The sequence below is a fragment of the Sphingomonas sp. PAMC 26617 genome, assembly GCF_000242835.1.
Taxonomy (GTDB): domain Bacteria; phylum Pseudomonadota; class Alphaproteobacteria; order Sphingomonadales; family Sphingomonadaceae; genus Sphingomonas.
Map to the genome: position 1 here is coordinate 3,994,503 of NZ_JH594425.1, position 19,069 is coordinate 4,013,571.

Consider the following 19,069-nt stretch of genomic DNA (forward strand, 5'->3'; position numbering starts at 1 on the left):
GCCGGTGTCGCGCTGGTGGCGGAAGTCCTGATCTTCTAACCACCGACCGCTCGACCGCCCCTTGTTATAAGGGGCGGGAGAAGCGCTTTTTTACTATCCTGATATTTGGCGCGAGCCTGTTCCCTACCACCCACTTCCCCGGCGAAGGCCGGGGCCCAGTCGAGATGGCCGAGGTAACGAAGCACAGCGCTTGAGGCTCTTCTGTCTCACTACTGGGCCCCGGCCTTCGCCGGGGAAGTAGCAGATGAGGGGGATAGCGCTTTCTTGCACCCGCTTACGCCACCCCCTTCGAGCATTACCCCCGCCTCACACCCAGGCGCTCTTCACCTTCTTGAAGAACCCGCTCGTCTGCGGGCATTCCTTACCCGTCTCGGTCGCGCGGAATTCCTCGAGCAACTCGCGCTGGCGCGCGGTGAGGCTGGTCGGGGTCTCGACCTCGACGCGGATCACCAGATCGCCGCGACCGCGACCCTGCAACACCGGCATGCCCGCACCGCGCTGGCGCAGCTCGCGTCCGGACTGCGTGCCGGCAGGAATCTTGATCGCGTAATTCACCCCGTCCGGCCCCGGAATGGTGACTTCGCCGCCCAATGCCGCCGTGGTGAAGCTGATCGGCGTGCGCGCGAACAGCGTGGTGCCTTCGCGCTCGAACAGCGGATGCCGCGCGACATGGAGGAAAATGTAGAGATCGCCCGCCGGCGCGCCGCGCAGCCCCGCCTCGCCCTCGCCGGTCAGGCGGACGCGCGTGCCTTCGTCGACCCCTGCGGGGATGTTGACGGTGCGCGTCTTGGTCTGGTCGATCCGGCCCTCGCCGTGGCACGCGCCGCATGGATCCGCGATCGTCTGCCCCGCGCCGTGACAGCTCGGGCACGTCCGCTCGACCACGAAGAAGCCCTGCTGCGCGCGGACCTTGCCGTGGCCGTGGCAGGTCGCGCAGGTCTTGGCGACGGTCCCGCGGGTCGCGCCGCTGCCCTCGCAGACCTCGCATACGCCCGACACGTCGATCGTGATGTCGGTCGACTTGCCGTGGAACGCGTCCTCGAGCGTGATTTCCATGTCGTAACGCAAGTCCGCGCCGCGCCGCGGTCCCTGCGCGCCACCGCCACCGCGCTGGCCGCCCATGAACTCGCCGAAGATGTTCTCGAAAATATCGGAGAAGGCGCCGAAGTCCTGTGCGCCGCCGCCGCCACGACCGCCACCGCCGCCACCCTGACGGAAGGCCTCGTGGCCGAAGCGATCATAGGCCGCGCGCTTCTGCGGATCCTTGAGACAATCATACGCCTCGCTGATCGCCTTGAAATGCGCCTCGGAATCCTTGCAACCGGGGTTGCGGTCCGGGTGATATTTCATCGCCAGCTTGCGATAGGACGTCTTGATCGTCCCGTCGTCGGCGGTGCGCTCGATTTCGAGCAGTTCGTAGAAATCGACTTCGGTGCTCATGTCAGGCCCTCAGACCGGGAGACGGTGGCGGGTGGAACAGCGAACGGTTCGATCCGCCCTGCCCCAAACCCGCCACCGCCGCGCCCGGCGGCCCTCCCCCGCCAAGCGAGAGAGGGCGTTTGTGCTTATGCCTTGGTGTCGTCGACTTCGGAGAATTCCGCGTCGACCACGTCGTCCTTCGGTGCCGCTGCACCGTCGGCGGCGGGCGAAGCGTCGGCCTGCGCCTGCTTCTCGTAGATCGCCTGACCAAGCTTCATCGCAACCTGGCCGAGCGCTTCGGCCTTGGCCTTCATCGCTTCGGGATCGCCACCTTCGACCGCGGTCTTGGCTTCGGCGATCGCCGCTTCGATCTCACCCTTGAGCGCGGCGTCGACCTTGTCGGCATTGTCGGCAAGCTGGCGCTCGGTCGTGTGGATCAGGCTCTCGGCGTTGTTCTTCGCCTCGGCCGATGCACGGCGCTTCTTGTCGTCCTCGGCGAACTGCTCGGCGTCGCGAACCATCTGCTCGATGTCGCGATCCGACAGGCCACCCGATGCCTGGATGCGGATCTGCTGCTCCTTGCCGGTGCCCTTGTCCTTCGCCGACACGTTGACGAGGCCGTTGGCGTCGATGTCGAACGTGACCTCGATCTGCGGCACGCCGCGCGGTGCGGGCGGGATGCCGACCAGGTCGAACTGGCCGAGGATCTTGTTGTCCGCCGCCATTTCACGCTCGCCCTGGAACACGCGGATGGTCACCGCACCCTGGTTGTCGTCCGCGGTCGAATAGGTCTGCGACTTCTTGGTCGGGATCGTCGTGTTGCGATCGATCATCCGGGTGAACACGCCACCCAGCGTCTCGATGCCCAGCGACAGCGGCGTCACGTCGAGCAGCAGCACGTCCTTGACGTCACCCTGCAGCACGCCGGCCTGGATCGCGGCACCCATCGCAACGACCTCATCCGGGTTGACGCCCGAATGCGGTTCCTTGCCGAAGAAGTCCTTCACGACCTGACGGACCTTGGGCATGCGCGTCATGCCGCCGACGAGAACGACTTCGCTGATGTCCGACGCCTTGACGCCCGCATCCGCCATCGCCTTCTTGCACGGCTCGAGCGTGCGCTGGATCAGGTCCTCGACCAGACGCTCGAGATCCGAGCGCGTGATCGCCTTGACGAGATGCTTCGGGCCGGTCGCGTCCGCGGTGATGAACGGCAAATTGACTTCGGTCGTGGCTGCCGACGACAGCTCGATCTTCGCCTTCTCGGCCGCTTCCTTCAGACGCTGGAGTGCCAGCTTGTCCTTGGTGAGGTCGATCCCTTCCGCCTTCTTGAAGTCGTCCGACAGGAAGTTGAGCAGCTTGTTGTCGAAATCCTCGCCACCGAGGAAGGTGTCGCCGTTGGTCGCCTTCACTTCGAACACGCCATCGCCGATCTCGAGGATCGAGATGTCGAAGGTGCCGCCGCCGAGGTCATAGACCGCGATCGTCTTGTTGGTGTCCTTGTCGAGACCGTAGGCGAGCGCTGCCGCCGTCGGCTCATTGATGATGCGGAGCACTTCGAGACCGGCGATCTGCCCGGCGTCCTTGGTCGCCTGGCGCTGCGCGTCGTTGAAGTATGCGGGCACGGTGATGACCGCCTGCGTGACCGTCTCGCCGAGATAGGCTTCCGCGGTTTCCTTCATCTTCTGAAGCGTGAAGGCCGAGATCTGCGACGGGCTGTATTCCTTGCCGCCCGCGCCGACCCATGCGTCACCATTGTTGCCGCGCACGATGTGGTACGGGACCAGCTCGGTGTCCTTCTTGGTGATCGGATCGTCGAAACGACGGCCGATCAGCCGCTTCACCGCGAAGATCGTGTTCTCGGGGTTGGTCACTGCCTGGCGCTTGGCCGGCTGGCCGACCAGTCGCTCGCCATCCTTGGCGAACGCGACGATCGACGGCGTGGTCCGCGCGCCCTCTGCGTTTTCGATAACCTTCGGCTTGCCGCCTTCCATGACGGATACGCAGCTGTTGGTCGTGCCGAGATCGATTCCGATTACTTTTGCCATTGGTCCTCTTGGGCCCCCGTCAGTCAAAAAATTGGCGTTCAGCCGTGCCCTCGAACTGAGCGACACGACCCGTTACTCCAGCGATATAGGGGGGCTTTCGCTTGTCGCAAGATTTTCGCACGCCTAGAGACGCAGTTGGGTTCCCAATGCGGGAGATAAGATTTGAACGTGCGGTCTTTTATGGTTTTTGCCGGGCTGTCGGTGGCCGGGTGCCAGTCGCCGCCCGAACTCAAGGTCGATCACGGCTATGTCCGGCTGGGCACGCTGCCGAGCCGCCCGTCGGCGGGCTATTTCACGATCCATGGCGGGCCGACCGAAACGACGCTCATCGCAGTCAACAGCCCGGTCGCGGTCAAGAGCGAACTGCATGAATCGATGACCGCCGGGGGCATGGCGACGATGAAGCCACTCGGCGACCTCAAGATCCCCGCGCTGTCGACGACCCCATTCAAGCCCGGCGGCAAGCATCTGATGCTGTTCGACATGAACCCCGGGATCAAGCCGGGCCGGCCGATCACGCTGACCTTCACCTTTTCCGACGGCCGCCGGATCGACGCGCTCGTTCCGACGATCGCGCCCGGCGCGCCCGCGCCGACTTTCAAGGACTGAGACACGGGCGTGGCACGGGGCGAGAAAAGGACGCTGACCGAGGGCGAGATCACGCTCGCAAAAGGCGTGTTCGGCGATGCGATCGATTACGCGAAGGTGCGCCTCGCGCAGCGCAAATGGGCGTTCTTCCAGCCGCGCGAGACGGTGATGGCGCCGACCGGGTGCATCTGCTTCCATCCCAAGGGTTCATTGTACCGCGATGATTTCGCATGCGAAAATCTCGATGCGCAAGGGCTGCTGATCCATGAGATGACGCATATCTGGCAGACCCAGCGGGGGGTGTTCCTCCCCCTCGTGCGGCACCCGTTCTGCCGGTACGATTACGCGATCCGGCCCGGCCTGCCGCTCAAACGCTACGGGATCGAGCAGCAGGCGGAGATCGTGCGGCATACCTTCGTGCTGCGGCGCGGCGGGTTCATTCGGGGCGCGCTGCCGCTTGCGACCTATGAGAGCATCCTGCCGTTTCGGCCGGGGTGAGGTCGATCGTCCCCCGGTCGACGTCGCGACCGGGCCAGGACGATCGGGTCACCGCATCTGCAGGAACAGCGACAGGGCAATGCGGACGCTGTCCGAGAACCGGTCGTAGATCACGCGCGAAACTTCCGCGATGACCGGCTGCCGATCGCGCCCCCCACGCGCGAAGATCGCAATCGCGACGCGGCGCCCGTCGGGCATGGTGATGACCCCCACGTCGTTGGTAACCCCGTCCAGCGTGCCGGTCTTGTCCTCGACCCGCGTGCCCACGGGCAGCAGCGCGCGAATACGGCGCGTGCCCGTCTGGCACCGGCCCATCAGGTCGAACAGGACGTTGCGGCTTTGCGCGCTCAGGATGGTCCCGTTGTCGAGCTTGTACAACAGCGCGACCATCGCAACCGGCGTGGCGACATCCTTGCTGTCGGCGAGATGGCCACGCTCGCGCAGCAACTGGGCGATGGTGCGGTCCACGCGGATGCCGGTGATCTTGTGCGACCACAGCCACTGCTGGACCGCCATCGGGCCACCGAGCGTCGCGAGCAACTGGTCGGCCGCGATATTGTCGCTGCGGACGAGCATCAATTCCATGACCTTGGCGGCGGGTCGGCCGTAGAGCGTCTCGCTCAGGCTGCGTCGCCCGTGGTCGACCTCGGCAAGATAGGCCGCCGCAATCGCGAGCTTGACCGTGCTCGCCATCGGAAACGCGATGTCGCCGTTGACGGCAACCGCCGAGCCATCGCGCAGATCGAGCGCGGCGATGCCATATTCCCCGGTGCGTCCCGCGACCAGCATGCTCAACTGGCGTTCCAGCCCGATCAGCTCGGGCGAACTTGCGGCCATGGCCGGTGCGGGGACGATGAGGCTGGCGGCAAGACCGGACAGAAGCAGGCGGGAGAGGAGGGGTACGCGCATCGATCGTCCTTGCGTGGGATCCTTCGGCATTGTGCTTAGCCTAAACTCCGGCATGTGAATACGACGTGTTGCAAGATGCTGATGTTCGTCGAATTCCGGGGAGCGCGCGAAAAGTGGGGGGCGCTGTCCCGGAAAGCCGGCCGTCACGTTCCACCCGCCCCGGTCGGCGCGAGCCGCAGGGTCAGCGTCGCCACCGCGCCCTGCCCCGGGCCTGCGCTGTCGAGCCGCAGCGTCCCCTGCATCGCGCGCATCGCATTGGCGCACCAGTGCAACCCGAGCCCCCCGACCTTGTGTGCGCGCGTGGAATAGCCGCGCTGGAACAGGCTGGACGCCGCGCCCCGCTCGATCCCCTCGCCGTCATCGCGGATCGCGATCCAGGCGGTGTCGCCGACCCGTTCGATCGTCACGCCGATGCTGCCGCTCCCGGTGCCGCGCGCCGCGATCGCATCCGCGGCATTGGCGAACAGATTGCCGATCACCTGGCTCAGCAGGATCCGGCTCGCGATCACGTCGCAGCGCTGCGCGGGGAAACTGAACGCGATCGAGACGGTCCCCGAATAGCGCGCGATCGTCGCGTTGCGCGCGATGATATCCGTTACGTCACAGGGGGATAGCTCAGGACGCTCCTGCGCCGCCTGATGTTGTTGCCCAATGATCTCGAGCACCTGCGCCATCGCCTCGCGGGCGACCAGCAACGCCGCCTGCCGCTCGGCGCGGTCCTTGGCAACCGCCGCCACCGCAGCGCCCGTGAAGGCCGCGAGCTTCGCGCGGCGCGCCGGCTCGAGATCGTCCTGCGCGAGCTCCGCAATCGCCCGGTCGATCATGTCACGGTCGACCGGCGGCGGCTGTTGCAGATCCCGGCTCACGATCGTGCTGACCGGGGTCAGCGCGTTGCGGACATTGTGCAGGATCGCGGTCGCGCTGTCGCTTCTCCCGAGCGCGAAATTCTGCAGTTCGAGCTGCCCGCGCAGATCCTGCAACTGGCACAGCATCGCGTTGAAGCTGGCGGCAAGCGAGCCGATCTCGTCGTTGCGCGGGACATCGCGCAGCAATGCGAGTGAGCCCGTCTGCGGCACGGTCTGCATGTGCCGCTCGACCCGCGCGAGCGGGCGCAGCACCAGCGTCGTCATCATCCGGGACAGCACGAGCAGCACGATCAGCAACAGGATGATCGACCCGGCGACCGCGAGCAGCAGGACGCGCTGCCCCAGCACCGCAAGATCGCGCCGGACGATGACCGTCACGCTCCCGAGCACGCGCCCGTCGACGGCCGCGATCGGCACCGCGATCTTCAGCGACGCGGGCGACGAACGGACGACCGTGGTCGACGGCGTTTGCGTGAGATCGATCCGCGCGGGCTGTTGCGCGGCGTCGGAAAGCATCTTTGCCGACAGGCGCCGGGCCATCACGACATACCGGCGTGATCCGTCGGTGCCGCCGGGCGCAGGATAGACCCGCGCCACCCCGATCGCGACGATGCCGCCGCCGAGCCGGGTGTAGAAATGGGCTGGATGCTGCCCCGCAGCGACGCGCTCGAGCGGGAGATGCGTCAGCAACGTTGCAAAGTCGCGCTCGCCACGGACGCCTGCGGATTTGCGCCACCGCAGCGCTTCCACGCCGTCGAGCGGCGCGACCTGTGCGATCCCGTCCACCGTCTTTACTTTGAGCGCCCGCGATGCGCCGGCAGCGATCGGGGTGCCGGCGGAACCGTCGACATAGTCGCGCGCATTCTGTTCGACCGATCGCGCAATGGTGTCGAGCGCGGCGTGCATGCGATCGACCTCGGCCGCCACCGCGCGCTGCTCGAGCGCATCGAAACTGGGGACGATCACCGATGCCAGCACCGCGACCAGCGCAACCGCGCCGAGCAGACCGATTACGGTGAGGATCAGCACGAGCTTCGCGCCCAGCGTCCCTGGCCACAATGCCCGGACCGAACGCCGCCGCCATACCCGTGCGCGCGTCCAGCGGGAGCGGCGCGCGATCATCCCGATGTCGCGCGATCGTCTTCGAGCAGCGGCAGTGTTCCCGACCCATCGGTCATGAACCGCGTCACCGCGATCTGGCGTGCGAAAGCCTTGGGCACCGGCCGGGAGAACAGGAACCCCTGCATGTGCGAACACCCCGCCACGCGCAACGCCTGCAACTGGGCATCGCTCTCGACCCCTTCCGCCACCACGCCGAGCCCGAGCGCGCGGCCGAGATGGATGATCGAGTGGACGATCGCCGCGCTTTCGCGTTCGCGTCCCATGCCATCGATGAAGCTGCGGTCGATCTTGAGGCAGTCGAGCGCGAACTTGCGGATGTTGTAGAGGCTCGAATAGCCCGTCCCGAAATCATCGAGCGCGATGCGGAAGCCCATCTGGCGCAGCTTGTAGAGCGTCTCGGCGGCGCGATCGGCATCGTCGAAGATCGCGGTCTCGGTGATCTCGATCTGCACCCGCGTCGGGTCGACCCCCGCGCGCTGGACTTCCTCGACCAGCCGCGCGACGAAATTGTGCCGCCGGAACTGGCGCGGCGAGAAGTTGATCGAGACATATTGCGTCGGCCATTCGACCAGCACCTTGAGTGATTCCCGCAGGACCCAGTCGCCGATCTCGTGGATGAGATTGGATTCCTCGGCGATCGGAATGAACACATCGGGGCCGATCGGGCCGTGCGCATCGGTATTCCACCGCAGCAGCGCCTCGAACCCGACGATCTCGAGCCGCTCGCGCCCGACGATCGGCTGATAGGCGAGGCTGAGCTCGTCGCGCGCGATCGCGCCCGAGAGGCCGGTCTCGATCGTGCGGCGCAGACGGATCGTCTCGTCCATCCCGTCGTCGAACACGCGGACGATCCCGCGCCCGTCGCGCTTGGCGTCGTTGAGCGCGAGATCCGCCCGGCGCATCAGGTCGACCGGATCGCGCGTCTCGCCCGGCTCGGTCGCGATCAGCCCGATCGAGGCGCCGCCGTGCACCGAATGGCCGAGCACCTTGAAGGTGGTCGCGCACGCCTTGGCGATCCGCTCGCAGTCCGCTGCGGCGGCGTCCTGCCCGGGGGTATCGAACAACAGGCCGAATTCGTCCCCGCCCAGCCGCGCGACCATCCCGCCCTCCGGGACCGAGCGTTGCAACACGCCGCACATCGCGCGGATCAGTTCGTCACCGGCAAGATGCCCCAGCGTGTCGTTGACGAGCTTGAACCGGTCGAGGTCGACCATGGCAACGGCGAACTGCACGTTCGAGCGCGCGCGTTCGGCCAGCGCGCGGCGGAAGGCCAGCCGGTTGGGCGCCTCGGTCAAAGAATCATGGCTCGCGAGATGCATCGCGCGGCTTTCGTTCGCGGCGAGCTCATGGCCCTGTTCCTGCAACTGGACGACCTGCGCGGCGAGCGTCAGCCGCGCCGCGGTCAGCTCGCGGTCGTTTTCCCAGCGATGGACCAGCGCGGTCGCCATCTGCTGGACCTCGGCAACCTCGAACGGCTTGGCGATATAGAAGAGTTTGTCCGCGGGGCCGGCGACCCGGGCGATCTCGATCGGCGCGAAGTCCGAATAGCCGGTGACGATGACGAGATGGATCTCGGGGTCGAGCGCGCGGATCCGCGCGGCGGTCTCGCGCCCGTCGATCCCCGGGGGCATGCGCACGTCGATGAACGCGACCGCGATCGGATCGTCGTCGCGCTTTGCAGCGGCGACAGCGGCAACGCCCTCCATCCCCTGCAACGCGTGAACGAGCGGGAACGACTGCAGCGGATCAGCCGGGAGCGCAGCGACACTCGCCCCGAACAGCTCGGCTGCCATCGCGTCGAGCGCCGGGTTGATGCCGTCGCCGACCGACGCGAAGCTGCGCCGATAGCTGTCGTGCATGGCAGGTTCGTCGTCGACGATGAGAATACGCATCTGGCACCACCATTATCGGCAAAGGACGCGATGCGCCCTTTCCTTGCGGTATGCAAACTAGGTTAAGAACTTGTGTAGCGAAGATATTCAAATTCCGAAGATTTTCATCCCGAACGGGGGGCTCTGGCAGCCGCCGCAGGCATCACCCCCGCGGGAAACGTCGATGGAACCGACCGTTTCCCGCAACCGGGCTTACGACCGGCCGAACGCACTTCCCCGGCTCAAGGCGCGAACGCCGAGCTCGATCGCACCCAGCGGCCCGGCCATCCCGCCGAGTTCGGCCGGAACGACGAACGCCTCGATCGGCAGGAGTCCGCGCGCGCTGACATAGCCTGCAAGGCTATGGACGAGCTTCTCCTGGATCCGCGCGAACAGATGCGGCGTCCCGACCATCACCCCGCCACCCATCACGATCCGACGCGGAATTCCGGTCAGCACGAGCATGTGGCACAATTGCGCGAGCGCATGGGCGACCCCGTCCCACACCGGATCGTCCGCCGCGAGATCCTGCGCCGCGGTTCCGGTGCGCGCGCGGATTGCGGTCCCCGAGGCGAGCCCCTCGAGGCAATCGCCGTGGAACGGGCACGCCCCCGTCCAGTGGTCCCCCGCCAGCCGGACGGGGCGAATGTGCCCCAGCTCGGAATGCGTCAGCCCGGATACCGGCATCCCGCCGAGCACCAGCCCGACGCCAAGCCCAGTCCCGACCGTGACATAGGCATGATCCGCGACGGTGCGCGCGGCACCCCAGCGCCCCTCGCCGAGCGCCGCGCCCGCGACGTCGCTGTCGAACCCGGTCGGCACCCCCGTCACGCGCGCCAGCCGCGCACCGACATCGGTGTGCGACCAGCCCGGCTTGGGGGTGGCGGTGATGAAGCCGTGCGTCGGATCCAGCGGATCGAGCGACACCGGCCCGAAGCTCGCGATGCCGAGCGCCTCATACCCCGACCAGCGGGCGAGCACCGCCTCGACCGCGTCGAGCGTTTCGGCGGGCGTCGTCGTTGGGATCGTCACCGTGTCCCGAACGTCGTCCGGCCCGCTGCCGAGCACGCAGATGACCTTGGTCCCGCCAAGCTCGACCCCTGCAACGAGCGGCGAGCTCATTCGACCGTCACCGACTTGGCGAGGTTGCGCGGCTGGTCAACATCGGTGCCCTTGATCACCGCGACATGGTACGCGAGCAACTGCACCGGCACCGCATAGACGAGCGGCGCGATGAGCGGGTGGACCTTGGGCATGGTGATCGTCGCGAGACAGCCGTCGCCGGCCGCCTGGATCCCGTCGTAATCCGAGATCAGCACGACCTTGCCGCCGCGCGCCTGGACTTCCTGCATGTTGCTCACGGTCTTGTCGAACAGCGGCCCCGACGGCGCGATGACGATGACCGGCACGTTCTCGTCGATCAGCGCGATCGGCCCGTGCTTCATCTCGCCCGCGGCATAACCTTCCGCGTGGATGTAGCTGATTTCCTTCAGTTTCAGCGCGCCTTCCAGCGCGAGCGGATAGTCGGTGCCGCGCCCCAGGTAGAGCACGTCGCGCGCGACCGCGATATGATGCGCCATCGCCTCGATCGCCTCGTCATACGCGAGCGCGCCGTTGAGCGCGGCGGGCGCTTCGGCGAGATGCCTGACGATCATCTTCTCCTCGGCCGGGCTGAGCTTGCCCTTCGCACGCGCGAGGTTGGCGGCGAGCGCGGCGAGCACCGCGAGCTGGCAGGTGAACGCCTTGGTCGAGGCGACGCCGATCTCGGGACCAGCGTGGGTCGGCAGCAGGATGTCCGCCTCGCGCGCCATCGAGCTGGTCGGCACGTTGACGACGACCGCGATCGTCTGCCCCTCGGCCTTGGCGTGGCGGAGTGCTGCGAGCGTGTCGGCGGTCTCGCCCGACTGGCTGATGAAGAGCGCGAGACCGCCCTCCTCCATCACCGGCGCGCGGTAGCGGAATTCGGACGCGACATCGAGGTCGACCGGCACGCGCGCAAACTGTTCGAACCAGTATTTGGCAACCATGCCCGCATAGAAGCTCGTCCCGCACGCGACGATCGTGACGCGCTTGATCGTCGACAGGTCGAACTCGGGGATCGGCAGCGTGACGCGTTCCTCCATCCGCTGGAGGTACGAGCGCAGCGTCTGCGCGACGACGATCGGCTGCTCGTAAATCTCCTTGAGCATGTAATGCTTATGGTTGCCCTTGGAGACGAGATCGCCGGTCACGCCCGAGATCGTGATCGCGCGTTCGACGGGGGTGTTGTCGCGGTCATAGACCTGCGCGCCGTCGCGCGTCAGCACGACCCAGTCGCCCTCGTCGAGATAGGCGATTCGCTGCGTCAGCGGCGCAAGCGCGAGCGCGTCCGAGCCGAGGTACATCTCGCCTTCGCCATGCCCGACGACCAAAGGCGAGCCGAGCCGCGCGCCGATCAGCAGGTCGGGATGCTGGCGGAACAGGATCGCGAGCGCGAACGCGCCGTGGAGCCGCGGGAGGATTTCGCGCACCGCCTCGATCGGGCCGAGCCCGGCCTCGACCTTCTCGCTGATCAGATGCGCGACGACTTCGGTGTCGGTCTCGCTGGTGAAGGTCCGCCCGCGCGCGATCAGTTCGTCGCGCAGCGGCTTGAAATTCTCGATGATCCCGTTGTGGACGACCGCGACTTCGCCCGTCGCATGCGGGTGCGCGTTGTTGGTGGTCGGCCCGCCATGCGTCGCCCAGCGGGTGTGCGCGATCCCGGTCTTGCCCGGCAGCGGGTGCGCGGCGAGTTCGTTGGCGAGATTGATCAGCTTGCCCGACGCACGCCGCCGCTCGATCGCGCCGTCGAAGTCGGTCGCGATGCCCGCCGAATCATAGCCGCGATATTCGAGCCGCTTGAGCCCGTCGAGCAGACGATCGGCGACGTCTTCGGTGCTCAGAATGCCAACGATGCCACACATGGAATGTCTCTGCTCTAGAGGGCGTAGGGAACGTGGATCCCCGGCATGGTCGCCGGAAAATCCTTGGTATTGCGCGTGACTAGCACGCGACCGTGAACTTGGGCTGACGCAAGGATGATCGCGTCGGGGGATTTGAGCCCGGCGCGCTGTCGCCGCAATGCCGCAGCACGCTGCGACGTCTCGTGATCGATCTCATCAAGCCCGAACCGACCCAGAAACGCGACTGCCTCGCGAACGACGCGATCGTCACCCTTTGACAGCACTTCGATCCAGGCCATTCGGCTGACCCACATCCCGGCCCCAACTTCGAGAATCCGCGAAAGCTCGATCAGTGCGGGCTGGTGCGCAAGCAAGGCGTCGATCAGGATATTGGCATCGAGGCTGTAGCCGCTCATGCATCGGGCGCAGACTTGGAATCGGCGGCGGCCTTGCGCATTAACTCCAGATAATGTGCGCGTTCACGATCATCCTCGGGCGTGAAGCAATCTGGCGATTCAGCCCGCACTTCTTCGTAATCATCGTCCCAAGGCCGGGTCCATTCGGCGCGACGACGACGCTCATAGTCCTTCGGATCGACGATCATCCCATGCCGCGCCCATAGCCCGAAGCCCTGCTCGAGCCAGTCCGCCGCCGGAACGGTCTGCACTTTCTGTGCCTTGTAGCTGGAAACTGCCTCGCGCAGGATGGCAGCGCGAGACTTACCTTCCTCGACAGCGTGCTGATCGAGCCACCGGAGATCCTCGTCGGAAAGATCAGCGAGAATACGCGTCATGTCGAGTTGATATCATTTGATGATATCATGTCAAGACGTGCCCTTCCGCGCCGCCATCGCCGCGCGGAAGCGCTTGCCCCAGCCGGGCCGCGTTTCCTGTCGCGCGCGCGCCAGCGCGAGCGCATCGGCGTCGACATCGGCGGTGATCACGGATCCCGCCCCGACCGTCGCGCCCGCGCCGATTGTCACCGGCGCGACGAGGGCCGAGTTGGACCCGATGAACGCGCCCGCACCGATCACCGTCTTGTACTTGAAGAAGCCGTCGTAATTGCAGGTGATCGTGCCCGCGCCGATGTTCGCGCCTTCCCCCACCTCGGCGTCGCCGAGATAGGTCAGATGGCTCGCCTTCGCGCCAGCGCCGAGGGTCGCCTTCTTCATCTCGACGAAATTGCCGACCTTGGACTTTTCTCCCATCACCGCGCCGGGGCGGAGGCGGGCGAACGGACCGACCTCGGCGTTCGCACCGATGGTCGCGCCCTCGATATGGCTGAACGCGTGGATCATGACGCCGTCCGCCACCGTCACGCCCGGGCCGAATACTACGTTGGGCTCGATCACCACGTCGCGGCCGATCCGTGTGTCGTGCGCGAACCAGACGGTTTCGGGCGCGATCAGCGTCGCGCCGTCCGCCATCGCGCGGAGGCGCCGCTGCGCCTGCCAGTCGGCCTCGACCGCGGCGAGTTCGGCGCGGCTGTTGACGCCGGCGACTTCGCCCGCGCCGGTCTCGATCACCGCGGATGCCCGGCCATCGGCGGTGGCGAGCATGACGATATCGGGCAGGTAATATTCCCCCGCCGCATTGTCGTTCCCCACCCGCGCGAGCAACGCGAACAGGTCCGCGCTGCGCACCGCCATCAGGCCCGAATTGCACAGGTCGACCACGCGCTCGGCGTCGGTCGCGTCCTTATATTCGACCATCTTCGCGATCACGCCGTCGTGCGCGACGATACGACCGTAGGCGCCCGCATCCGCCGGACGGAAGCCGAGCACCACCGTCGCGGGCTGGTCGGGTGCATTCAGCCGGTCGAGCATCGCGCGCATCGTCGCGGTCGTCACCAGTGGCACGTCGCCGTAGAGGATCAGCACATCGCCATCGAAGCCGGCAAGCGCGGCCTCGGCCTGCGCGACCGCATGGCCGGTGCCGAGCTGTTCGGCCTGGAGCGCCGTCGCAATGCCGAGCGGGGCAACCGCCGCCTCGACCTGTTCGCGTCCAGCGCCGGTCACGACGACGGTCATCGCGGGGTCGAGCTGCGCGATGCTGTCGACCAGATGGAGCAGCATCGCGCGCCCCGCGATCGGATGGAGCACCTTGTGCAGGTCGCTCTTCATGCGGGTGCCTTTGCCGGCGGCAAGGACGATTGCGGCTACGGGACGGTTCATGGATCCATGCCCTGCCACGCGCGTCTTGCCAATTCCAGAGCAACGCTGTCACACAGGACCACATGGCGAAAATTTCATTCGATATCGTCGGGTTCGACCTGGACGGCACGCTGGTCGACAGCAGCGGCGACCTTACCGCCGCGGTCAACGACACGCTCGCTTCGGTCGGCCGTGCGCCGCTGACGGTCGATCAGGTCAAGACGATGGTCGGCGGCGGCGCGAAGCACATGCTGACGCAGGGGCTGGAGGCGACAGGCGGGGTCGAGGCGGATGAATTCCGCGCGCTCTACAAACGGATGCTCGGCTATTACGGGGAGCATCTGTCGGTCCACACCCGCCCCTTCCCCGGCGCAGTGGCGGCGCTCGACGCGCTTACCGAGCGTGGCATCAAGGTCGCGGTCTGCACTAACAAGTTCGAATCGTTCGCGACCCGCCTGCTCACCGATCTCGGACTGATCGACCGATTCGCCTGCCTGATCGGCGGCGATACGCTCGGCCCCGGCCTGTCCAAGCCCAATCGCGCGCCGATCGACGAAATGATTCGGCGGTCGGGCGGCGGGCACGCGGCGTTCGTCGGGGATTCGATCTACGACATCATGGCGGCGCAGAATGCCGAGATCCCTGGCATCGCGGTGAGCTTCGGCTTCCTGCTCGAACCCGTCGAGCAGATGTGCGCGGATGCGGTGATCGATTCGTTCGACGAGCTGATCCCGACGCTGGAGCGGCTGTCAGCCTGAGGAGGGTCCCGCGCCGCCCTTGCGCCATTTGGTCCACAGATGCCGCGCGAGCAGCCCCGGCGGCATCCGCAACCAGTGCGAGCGGACGTAGAACGCCATCCGCGTGACCGGCCGCGTCGGGCGGCCCCAGCCGTCGCGCGCGGTGATACGGTAGAGATAGAGCCGGTCGGCGAGCGTCACGCGTTTCGCGTCGCCATATAGCGCCTCCGCCAGCCGCAGCGCCCGCACCGTCTCGCGTTCCAGGCCATGATGCCGTGCGCGGACCGCCAGCCCCTCGGTGCCGAATTCCGCGACCAGACACTGCACGTCCCACAGGTTGCGCATCCCCCCGGCGAGATCGCCATCCGCGAACAGATGCGCCGCCGCGTGGACCAGCCGGTCGTTCGGCGACAGCGCGAACATGCCAGGCGCAAGCTCCCCGACGTCTGCGAGCAGCGCGGCGGGATCGGGCGTGATACGCGCGGTCGGCGGGAGGATCGTGTGGTGGACGTCGATCATCCGGTCGCGATCGCGGTGGATCAGCGGGGGAAGCTCGTGCATCCAGGTGCGGTAATACGCGTCGTCATACGGGTCCGGCTTGACCCACTCCCACCCCGCCGCGAGCAGCGCCGCCTCGACCGCGTCGATCCGGTCGCGCGGGACCAGAATATCGAGATCGCCGATCGACCGGCCCATCCCGGCGCGCATCCCGCCGACCGCGAAGGCGGTGCCCTTGAGCAGGACCAGCCGCACGTCCGACGGCGCGAGAACCCGGCGCGCGACCTCCGCCTCCCACAAGGCCACGACCTGCCCCTGCGCCGCCGACGCGCGCGCGTCGTCGAGGATCCGCGCGACCGAGACGGGGACGGCAATCCCGTCGAGCCGCCACGCCAGCGTGCCGATCATCTGTTCCGCCCGCGCCATCGCGATCAGCGCGTTCCACCCGTCCGGATCGAGCGTGACGACGCTTTCCGGCACCCGCAGCGCGCGCGCGAGCCGCCAGCCGGTCACAGCGCGGCCCATGCCGCCTCCACCTGGTCGATCGCGCTTTCGGTATCGGGATAATCGATCGCGCGCGCGGGCACCGCCTTGACGAGGCCACCGAGTGCCGCGAACCCGCGTTCGCCCAGCGCGACATAATTGGTCGATGCCTGGGTCAACCGGACGAACACCTCGCTTTGCGCGACGTCACGCTCGGCGCGCGCGTAGCCGAAGCTCGGGAACAGGATCAGCGCGGGCATCGCGGGCGTATCCATCGCCGCAACGGTCGTGGCGTCGGGAATGAGGTGGCGGATCGCGCCCTTCGGCGTCCCCGGCAGCATCGGCCCGAGCCGTCGTGCGGGAACTTCGGCGGCGACCGCGGCGATCCCGTCGTTCTTCAGGCTGACCAGCCGGGGAAAGGCGTGGAGCAGCCCCGTGACCGGATCGAGCAGCGCGAACTCGTCCCCCATCAATCGCCAGCCGCGCAGCGACAACAGCGCCGCCAGCGTCGACTTCCCCGACCCTGACGCGCCCGTCAGCAGCACCGCCTGCCCGTCGCGCGCGACCACCGCCGCATGGAGCAGCAGATACCGCCGCTGCCCGAGCGCCATCTGCAGGTTCATCCCCATTTCAGCGGCGAGCACCCCTTGCGCGAGCGGCAGCGGCGCGGCTTCGGGCAGGACGTAATCGCCCCCGATCATCACCGCCGGGCGGATCACCCGCCGCCACGGCCGCGCCGCGAACAGCCGCACCGAGAAATCGGCGACCCCGCCATGCGGCGCCGGATAGTCCGCATAGAGCCGTTCCAGCTCGGCGATGGGCGCGCGCCAGTCCGAGCCGATCCGGAACCCGACCGGGCCGACCCGCACCGAAAAGACGTGCCGCATCGTCAGCCCACCCGCTCGCACGCGACCAGCCCGGTCGCGACGAGCTCGTCCAGCCGCGCGCCGAGCGCGTGTTCATCGGCATCCTCGAGCGCATAGTCGGCGCGCAGTTTGGCCAGCAGCGCGGCGCGGGTCAGCCCGGCCTCGCCCAGCGCAGCGAGGATCTCGGGTGCGGGCGCCGCGAGCAGATGGGTGATGCCCGATGCGCGATGATAGAGTGCGGTGAAGCTGTCGATGTGCAGGATGTCGAGCGTCTCGGGCCGCGCCATGCGGTACAGCAGCGCTGCGGCGCGCGACGGCATGCGGCTCAGCCGCGCGGCATCTGCAACGACGCAAAGCAGGTGAAGCCACTCGTTCCCGATTGCAGACGCCGGATATAGTTGGTGTAGGCGCGGCTCTGGGTCGCGGTGGTGCCGGGCAACTGCCCCCCGGCGAGCGCGGTGCGGACGTCCTCGCCCTTGAACGGACGGCCCGGCGGCGCGAACGCCCCCGCGGTGCCCGACGGAACGGTGCTGCCATCGGCGGCGATGTAGCTCCCCGCGCGCCCCGCATCGGGGACCGGGATCTCGCAGGTCGCGATCGACGCGGTCGTCGCGGCGAGCGCGGGGCGGATCGACACCACCGCCGCCGCCGAGGCTGCGCCGAGCATCAGCGCGCGCCGTCGCGCGGGTGCGGGGACATCGGGCGTATCGTCGTTCATCGCACCATGCCCTTTCACATTCGCGATTCGCTGGCAAGCGCGGGCGCGGCGTTAACCCCTTTTCGCGTCTCGCGACGGCACAGGGGCGCTTCCGCCGCCGCGCAACTGCCGCTAAGGCGCTGGCATGTTGCAGGGGTTCGGGTCTCGCACGGTCATCGCCATCGGGCTCGTCGTCATCGCGGCGATCGCGGTGTTTTTGCTCGAATGGAATTTGCAGGCCGCGATCATCACGCTGGTCGGCGGGGTCGCCGCCGCGCTCGCCGCGACCGGGACCGGCGACCAGCCGATCGAGACGCCGCGCCCGATCGAAGTCACCCCGCCCCCGCCCCTGCCCGAGTTGCAGGAAGTGATCGAGGCCGTCCTGGGCCCGGTGCTGATCGTGGCGGAAGGTCGCGTCACGCACGCCAATGCCGCCGCGCTCGAGCTGCTCGGCAAGCATATCGTCGGGGAGGACGTGCGCGTCGCGATCCGTCATCCCGGTGCCGCCGAACGGCTCGCCAGTCCGCTCGCCGGAATGCCGCAGGGGCCGACCAACCTGGTCGGGCTGGGGGCGCTCGACCAGCATTGGGAAATGCACGTCAGCCGGGCCGCCGGGGGGCAGCGGATCGTCCATCTGATCGACCGCACCGGCAATTATGCCGCCGAGCGGATGCGCGTCGACTTCGTCGCTAACGCGAGCCACGAGCTGCGCACGCCGCTTGCGTCGATCCTCGGCTATATCGAGACGCTGGGGGACGACAAGGCGGGCGAGGATGCGCAGGTGCGCGGGCGTTTCCTCAAGATCATGTTCGACGAGGCGCGGCGGATGCAGCGGCTGGTCGAGGACCTGATCTCGCTCAGCCGGATCGAGGCGGAGAAATACCGCCTGCCCGACCGTGCGGTCGATCTCGGCGAACTGATCGGCGAAGTCCGGTCCGAGCTGCTCGACGCGCAGAATGCGCGGAGCAACGATATCGTCGCGGACCTCGACCTCGGGGTCGCCGCGGTGGCGGGCGACCGCGCGCAGCTCAGCCAGGTGCTCCACAATCTCATCGGCAACGCGATGAAATACGGGCGCGCCGGAACGCCGGTGACGGTCAAGCTGTGGAGCGACCGGGTCGGGATGGTGCGGATCAGCGTCGCCGACGAAGGCGAGGGAATCGCGCCCGAACACATCCCGCGGCTGACCGAGCGTTTCTACCGCGTCGATCCCGGCCGCAGCCGTGCGGCGGGCGGCACGGGACTCGGCCTTGCGATCGTCAAGCACATCATCGAACGGCACCGCGGGCGCTTCGACATTGCCAGCACCGTGGGCAAGGGCACGACGGTCACGCTCATGCTGCCGCCGCACGGCAAGGCTGCAATGCCCTTCCCTGTCGCGCCCCTTTCGTAGC

The 19,069-nt window shown here is 67.5% G+C and carries 18 protein-coding genes; 4 read left to right on the forward strand and 14 right to left on the reverse strand.

The window, feature by feature from the left end:
* Positions 1-306: 306 nt before the first annotated feature.
* Entirely contained in the window at positions 307-1,440 is a 1,134-nt protein-coding gene (dnaJ, locus tag RH91_RS17710) for a molecular chaperone DnaJ (RefSeq protein ID WP_010164418.1), read from the reverse strand.
* 125 nt (positions 1,441-1,565) lie between these two features.
* A complete protein-coding gene (gene dnaK, locus RH91_RS17715) occupies positions 1,566-3,467 on the reverse strand; it encodes a molecular chaperone DnaK (RefSeq protein ID WP_010164421.1) in 1,902 nt (633 codons plus the stop codon).
* A gap of 180 nt (positions 3,468-3,647) precedes the next feature.
* Here dnaK and RH91_RS17720 point away from each other — a divergent pair, with 180 nt between their 5' ends.
* Positions 3,648-4,076: a copper chaperone PCu(A)C gene (locus RH91_RS17720; protein WP_010164422.1), complete on the forward strand. Its 429-nt coding sequence runs from the start codon at positions 3,648-3,650 to the stop codon at positions 4,074-4,076.
* Between the two features lie 9 nt (positions 4,077-4,085).
* Complete coding sequence (locus tag RH91_RS17725; RefSeq protein ID WP_010164423.1) at positions 4,086-4,553, forward strand: hypothetical protein; 468 nt, start codon at positions 4,086-4,088, stop codon at positions 4,551-4,553.
* Positions 4,554-4,601: 48 nt separating this feature from the next.
* Here the strand turns inward: RH91_RS17725 and RH91_RS17730 are convergent, their stop codons facing one another.
* The 8 genes from RH91_RS17730 to glmU all read right to left on the reverse strand — a co-directional run bounded on the left by RH91_RS17730 (position 4,602) and on the right by glmU (position 14,415).
* On the reverse strand, positions 4,602-5,462 hold the full coding sequence (locus tag RH91_RS17730; protein WP_232283549.1) for a serine hydrolase: 861 nt from the start codon (positions 5,460-5,462) through the stop codon (positions 4,602-4,604).
* Between the two features lie 143 nt (positions 5,463-5,605).
* Positions 5,606-7,450 carry a sensor histidine kinase gene (locus tag RH91_RS17735; RefSeq protein ID WP_010164425.1) on the reverse strand — a complete coding sequence of 615 codons (1,845 nt, stop codon included), beginning with the start codon at positions 7,448-7,450 and terminating at the stop codon, positions 5,606-5,608.
* The gene (locus tag RH91_RS17740) at positions 7,447-9,342 is read right to left on the reverse strand and encodes a putative bifunctional diguanylate cyclase/phosphodiesterase (protein ID WP_010164426.1); all 1,896 of its coding nucleotides are present in this window, start codon (positions 9,340-9,342) and stop codon (positions 7,447-7,449) included. The genes RH91_RS17735 and RH91_RS17740 overlap by 4 nt, the downstream gene beginning before the upstream one ends.
* A gap of 192 nt (positions 9,343-9,534) precedes the next feature.
* Complete coding sequence (locus RH91_RS17745) at positions 9,535-10,443, reverse strand: ROK family protein (RefSeq protein WP_010164428.1); 909 nt, start codon at positions 10,441-10,443, stop codon at positions 9,535-9,537.
* Positions 10,440-12,263, reverse strand: coding sequence for a glutamine--fructose-6-phosphate transaminase (isomerizing) (gene glmS / locus RH91_RS17750; protein WP_010164429.1), 1,824 nt, complete (start codon positions 12,261-12,263; stop codon positions 10,440-10,442). The genes RH91_RS17745 and glmS overlap by 4 nt, the downstream gene beginning before the upstream one ends.
* Positions 12,264-12,277: 14 nt before the next feature.
* Positions 12,278-12,658, reverse strand: coding sequence for a PIN domain-containing protein (locus RH91_RS17755; RefSeq protein ID WP_010164432.1), 381 nt, complete (start codon positions 12,656-12,658; stop codon positions 12,278-12,280).
* The gene (locus tag RH91_RS17760) at positions 12,655-13,035 is read right to left on the reverse strand and encodes a ribbon-helix-helix protein, CopG family (protein WP_010164434.1); all 381 of its coding nucleotides are present in this window, start codon (positions 13,033-13,035) and stop codon (positions 12,655-12,657) included. Before RH91_RS17760 ends, RH91_RS17755 begins: the two co-directional genes overlap by 4 nt.
* Positions 13,036-13,065: 30 nt before the next feature.
* Entirely contained in the window at positions 13,066-14,415 is a 1,350-nt protein-coding gene (gene glmU / locus RH91_RS17765) for a bifunctional UDP-N-acetylglucosamine diphosphorylase/glucosamine-1-phosphate N-acetyltransferase GlmU (protein WP_010164435.1), read from the reverse strand.
* Positions 14,416-14,477: 62 nt separating this feature from the next.
* Here glmU and RH91_RS17770 point away from each other — a divergent pair, with 62 nt between their 5' ends.
* On the forward strand, positions 14,478-15,152 hold the full coding sequence (locus RH91_RS17770; RefSeq protein ID WP_010164436.1) for an HAD-IA family hydrolase: 675 nt from the start codon (positions 14,478-14,480) through the stop codon (positions 15,150-15,152).
* Here RH91_RS17770 and RH91_RS17775 read toward each other — a convergent pair.
* Genes RH91_RS17775 through RH91_RS17790 form a run of 4 tightly spaced genes read right to left on the reverse strand, consistent with a single transcriptional unit; the run spans position 15,144 to position 17,696 of the window.
* A complete protein-coding gene (locus RH91_RS17775; RefSeq protein ID WP_010164437.1) occupies positions 15,144-16,154 on the reverse strand; it encodes a nucleotidyltransferase domain-containing protein in 1,011 nt (336 codons plus the stop codon). The genes RH91_RS17770 and RH91_RS17775 overlap by 9 nt on opposite strands.
* The gene (locus RH91_RS17780; RefSeq protein WP_029624045.1) at positions 16,139-16,999 is read right to left on the reverse strand and encodes an HprK-related kinase A; all 861 of its coding nucleotides are present in this window, start codon (positions 16,997-16,999) and stop codon (positions 16,139-16,141) included. Before RH91_RS17780 ends, RH91_RS17775 begins: the two co-directional genes overlap by 16 nt.
* 2 nt (positions 17,000-17,001) lie before the next feature.
* Entirely contained in the window at positions 17,002-17,298 is a 297-nt protein-coding gene (locus RH91_RS17785) for an HPr-rel-A system PqqD family peptide chaperone (protein WP_010164440.1), read from the reverse strand.
* A gap of 5 nt (positions 17,299-17,303) precedes the next feature.
* The gene (locus RH91_RS17790; RefSeq protein ID WP_010164442.1) at positions 17,304-17,696 is read right to left on the reverse strand and encodes a hypothetical protein; all 393 of its coding nucleotides are present in this window, start codon (positions 17,694-17,696) and stop codon (positions 17,304-17,306) included.
* 124 nt (positions 17,697-17,820) lie between these two features.
* Between RH91_RS17790 and RH91_RS17795 the strand changes: the two genes are divergently transcribed.
* Positions 17,821-19,068, forward strand: a complete 1,248-nt coding sequence (locus RH91_RS17795; RefSeq protein ID WP_010164444.1) for an ATP-binding protein — start codon at positions 17,821-17,823, stop codon at positions 19,066-19,068.
* Position 19,069: the final 1 nt, after the last annotated feature.

Bases quoted from the DNA above. Each gene is read 5' to 3' on its own strand.
- dnaJ (WP_010164418.1), bottom strand. From the start codon at position 1,440: ATGAGCACCGAAGTCGATTTCTACGAACTGCTCGAAATCGAGCGCACC.
- dnaK (WP_010164421.1), bottom strand. From the start codon at position 3,467: ATGGCAAAAGTAATCGGAATCGATCTCGGCACGACCAACAGCTGCGTA.
- RH91_RS17720 (WP_010164422.1), top strand. From the start codon at position 3,648: ATGGTTTTTGCCGGGCTGTCGGTGGCCGGGTGCCAGTCGCCGCCCGAA.
- RH91_RS17730 (WP_232283549.1), bottom strand. From the start codon at position 5,462: ATGCGCGTACCCCTCCTCTCCCGCCTGCTTCTGTCCGGTCTTGCCGCC.
- RH91_RS17735 (WP_010164425.1), bottom strand. From the start codon at position 7,450: ATGATCGCGCGCCGCTCCCGCTGGACGCGCGCACGGGTATGGCGGCGG.
- RH91_RS17740 (WP_010164426.1), bottom strand. From the start codon at position 9,342: ATGCGTATTCTCATCGTCGACGACGAACCTGCCATGCACGACAGCTAT.
- RH91_RS17745 (WP_010164428.1), bottom strand. From the start codon at position 10,443: ATGAGCTCGCCGCTCGTTGCAGGGGTCGAGCTTGGCGGGACCAAGGTC.
- glmS (WP_010164429.1), bottom strand. From the start codon at position 12,263: ATGTGTGGCATCGTTGGCATTCTGAGCACCGAAGACGTCGCCGATCGT.
- RH91_RS17755 (WP_010164432.1), bottom strand. From the start codon at position 12,658: ATGAGCGGCTACAGCCTCGATGCCAATATCCTGATCGACGCCTTGCTT.
- RH91_RS17760 (WP_010164434.1), bottom strand. From the start codon at position 13,035: ATGACGCGTATTCTCGCTGATCTTTCCGACGAGGATCTCCGGTGGCTC.
- glmU (WP_010164435.1), bottom strand. From the start codon at position 14,415: ATGAACCGTCCCGTAGCCGCAATCGTCCTTGCCGCCGGCAAAGGCACC.
- RH91_RS17770 (WP_010164436.1), top strand. From the start codon at position 14,478: ATGGCGAAAATTTCATTCGATATCGTCGGGTTCGACCTGGACGGCACG.
- RH91_RS17775 (WP_010164437.1), bottom strand. From the start codon at position 16,154: ATGGGCCGCGCTGTGACCGGCTGGCGGCTCGCGCGCGCGCTGCGGGTG.
- RH91_RS17780 (WP_029624045.1), bottom strand. From the start codon at position 16,999: ATGCGGCACGTCTTTTCGGTGCGGGTCGGCCCGGTCGGGTTCCGGATC.
- RH91_RS17785 (WP_010164440.1), bottom strand. From the start codon at position 17,298: ATGCCGTCGCGCGCCGCAGCGCTGCTGTACCGCATGGCGCGGCCCGAG.
- RH91_RS17790 (WP_010164442.1), bottom strand. From the start codon at position 17,696: ATGAACGACGATACGCCCGATGTCCCCGCACCCGCGCGACGGCGCGCG.
- RH91_RS17795 (WP_010164444.1), top strand. From the start codon at position 17,821: ATGTTGCAGGGGTTCGGGTCTCGCACGGTCATCGCCATCGGGCTCGTC.